Source organism: bacterium endosymbiont of Bathymodiolus sp. 5 South, assembly GCF_900128535.1.
Taxonomy (GTDB): Bacteria; Pseudomonadota; Gammaproteobacteria; order PS1; family Pseudothioglobaceae; genus Thiodubiliella.
Genome location: NZ_FQTR01000234.1, coordinates 1 through 2080, shown reverse-complemented (window position 1 = coordinate 2080; position 2080 = coordinate 1). Strand labels below are relative to the sequence as shown.

General features: G+C 28.5%; 2 protein-coding genes and 1 pseudogene. All 3 read left to right on the top strand.

Going from position 1 to position 2080, the window contains the following annotated elements; genetic code table 11:
- Positions 1 to 168 precede the first annotated feature (168 nt).
- Complete coding sequence (locus tag BBROOKSOX_RS10390) at positions 169 to 480, top strand: hypothetical protein (RefSeq protein WP_139661697.1); 312 nt, start codon at positions 169 to 171, stop codon at positions 478 to 480.
- 17 nt (positions 481 to 497) lie between these two features.
- Positions 498 to 1409, top strand: coding sequence for a DUF3883 domain-containing protein (locus tag BBROOKSOX_RS12335; protein ID WP_257607860.1), 912 nt, complete (start codon positions 498 to 500; stop codon positions 1407 to 1409).
- A gap of 150 nt (positions 1410 to 1559) precedes the next feature.
- A pseudogene (locus tag BBROOKSOX_RS10380) lies at positions 1560 to 1766 on the top strand (Fic family protein); the annotation flags it as partial.
- Positions 1767 to 2080: the final 314 nt, after the last annotated feature.

Below are 2080 nucleotides of genomic sequence, written 5' to 3'. Positions count from 1 at the left end.
CAGTTGCCTTAATAAAGCGTTTTTACCAAGAACAAAACAACACTGATTTAATCATCAACAATGTACAAAATATGTTGACACTTGCTTTTGATATTAGAGACAAGAAAAAAGAACATTTAATTTGTCCACACCTTTTATGAATGTTTATCAAATACAGTTATAGAACTTATGCAAAATATGTGGCAGGATTTTAAACATAGCGACATACGCAGGGTGTTGAGCATTACTATCAATAATAAGATAATTTTGAATGCCATTCGAGATGAATTAATTGAAATAGATATTAATTGTTATTTATTTGGTGATATAGAGAATGACTGCAATGGTTATGTTTTTATGCAAGTTCAATTTGACCATAATAATATGCAACATTTAGAAAAACTAAAATCATTAAAAATTATCAAAAACACGAAAAATATTGATTTTGATGTGGTTGAATTTAATTTATTTAACGAGGACTGGAGAAACAAAGAACATTAATTATGAGTGAAAGAAAATTGGGTAGTATTTTAAAAAAAATGTATAACAGTGCTTTGCAGGGAGAGAAAGTGACGCAAATTTATTTGTTTGCTATTTCTTACGCAAAAGAAATACAACGAAATAACTATCGTATTGCAGAAATTATTAGGTTTTCAGCTATTAGTCAATCCTTTCAAACCGAAGTATCTAAGGGTGTTAAATTGGCACAATATGTTGAAATTTTGGGTAATAATCATATATTAGAAACAAAAAATTTTGCAGAACTGGGGCAAATATTAAAATTAATGTATGACAATTCTGCAGAAAGAGAGGCAACAACTGCAATACGCTTATTCGGCATTAGATACGCATTAGAAATTAATAATTGTGAACATTCAATTGCAACCATAACTATCGCAGCTGGACTTTCTAGAAATTATGCTGTTGAAATATCAAAAGGTATTAAATTGGCAAAATATGTTAAATGCAAATCCATTGTAGACGAGCAGTTTAACACAAAAAAAATTACCTATGAAATCAACAAACCAATCATTAAATCAAGATTTAAGAAATTACAAGAAACAGGTTTAAAGGCGGAAACTTATTTTATAAATAATTACAATGATATTGACATATTCAAAGATGGTACCCTGCAAGATGCCAGACTTTTTGGCGATGGTTATGATTTTCAAATAGACACTAATAATAATTTCTATTTAGCCGAAGTTAAGGGTATTAAAGAAAATAAAGGCAGGTTTAGACTAACCGAGAACGAATATCAAAAAGCGATAGAATATAAAAACGATTATATTGTTACATTGGTATTAAACCTAAACAAAAAACCGAGGTTTTTACAGGTAGAAAATCCAATAAAAAACCTAAAATTCAAAGAAAAGAAAATTAATACTAAAATTACAAAAGAATATCATTTAATTAGCGACATTAGTTAATAATAAATTAGATGTAATTCTCCGATCGAGTTTTAATGTACTAGAAATTAGCAATATAAATCTCAAACACTTAAAAGAATTTAACCAAGGAAAAAATAGCAATTCATAAGGCAGATTTAGAAAATGATAATTTTGTAATTTATCGACAAAAATTATGAGTTTGATTTTATTCATCTATTTGCGGATGGTAATGGCAAAATGGGGCGTTTGTGACAAACTTTGATACTGAGTCAGTGACAAGATATTTTTAGTTATCTACCTGTTGAGAGTCTAGTTTACGCACATCAGGATGACTATTATTTGACATTACAAAGCACGAAACTAACTAATTCAGCATCATTTATTAGGTTTACCCTATAGATGATTCTTGATATAGTTGCAATGAAAACACCCGCCAAATAAATCCCATTTCAATCATCAATAGTGAAATAAACAAAGAAGAATTAATGCTTGCCTTATCGTTAAAAAATTCTAGAAATTTCCGTCAACGCTATTTACCTGCAATAGCCAATAATTTAAAACTTGTTAGCAAGCACAATGTATTGATTTATTAAAAAACCGTGAACAACTACTAAAAATATGGTTAAATTCACGATATTATTATAAAAAATCGTGAACTATGAACCAAAGTCAGCAAGAAAAAATCATAGATCTAAAAAAGCGTTATCATC